Origin of the sequence: Rhodoferax ferrireducens, assembly GCF_003347515.1 — a bacterium.
GTDB lineage: Bacteria > Pseudomonadota > Gammaproteobacteria > Burkholderiales > Burkholderiaceae_C > Rhodoferax.
In genome coordinates, this window is record NZ_QEII01000174.1 from 1 (window position 1) to 1,099 (window position 1,099).

Annotated in this window: 1 protein-coding gene; it reads left to right on the top strand. The window is 67.4% G+C overall.

Features of this window, described 5'->3' with window-relative positions; all coding sequences use genetic code 11:
* Positions 1–1,098, top strand: coding sequence for a Re/Si-specific NAD(P)(+) transhydrogenase subunit alpha (locus C5P05_RS01145; RefSeq protein WP_114968072.1), 1,098 nt, complete (start codon positions 1–3; stop codon positions 1,096–1,098).
* Position 1,099 lies beyond the last annotated feature (1 nt).

Here is a 1,099-nt window from a genome sequence, read left to right on the forward strand (position 1 = left end):
GTGGGAGAAACCCGTGTTGCCGTCACCCCCGAGACGGCGAAGAAGCTCAAAGCGCAAGGTCACACGCTGCGCATCCAGGCCGGTGCCGGCGTGGCGGCCAGCGTGCCGGACGAGGCTTACCTCGCCGTCGGCGCCGACATCACCGACGCCGCCGGCGCCTTCCAGTGCGAACTGGTGCTCAAGGTGCGCAGCCCGTCGGCTCAAGAGGCCGGCCTGATGAAGCCCGGCACCTGCCTGGTCGGCATGCTCAACCCCTTCGATCTTGAGGGCCTGCAGCAGCTCGCCGCGGCCGGCCTGACCGGCTTCGCGCTCGAAGCCGCCCCACGCACCTCGCGCGCCCAGAGCATGGACGTGCTCTCCAGCCAGGCCAATATCGCCGGCTACAAGGCCGTGATGATGGCCGCTGACCGCTACCAGCGCTTCTTTCCGATGCTGATGACGGCCGCCGGGACCGTCAAGGCCGCTCGCGTCGTGATCCTCGGTGTCGGCGTGGCCGGCCTGCAGGCCATCGCCACGGCCAAGCGCCTGGGCGCGGTGATCGAGGCCTCCGACGTGCGCCCCAGCGTCAAGGAGCAGATCGAGTCGCTGGGCGGCAAGTTCATCGAGGTCTCGTACGACACGCCGGAAGAGAAGGAAGCCGCGGTCGGCGTCGGCGGCTACGCCAAGCCGATGCCGCAAAGCTGGCTGGACCGGCAAAAGATCGAAGTCGCCAAGCGCGTGGCGCTGGCCGACATAGTCATCAGCACCGCCCTGATTCCGGGACGCCCGGCCCCGACCCTGATCACCGAGGACATGGTGAAAAGCATGAAGCCGGGCTCCGTCATCGTCGATCTGGCCGCCGGTAAAGGGCCCAACGGCGGCGGCAACTGCCCGCTGTCGGAGGCCGACAAGACGGTGGTCAAGTTTGGCGTCACCCTGATCGGCGAGACCAACCTGCCGGCGCTGGTGGCGGCCGATGCCTCCTCGCTGTACGCGCGCAACGTGCTCGACTTCCTCAAGCTGATCCTCACCAAGGAAGGCAGCTTGAACATCGACCTGAACGACGACATCGTCGCCGCCTGCCTGATGACCCAGGGCGGCGAAGTCAAGCGAAAGTAAC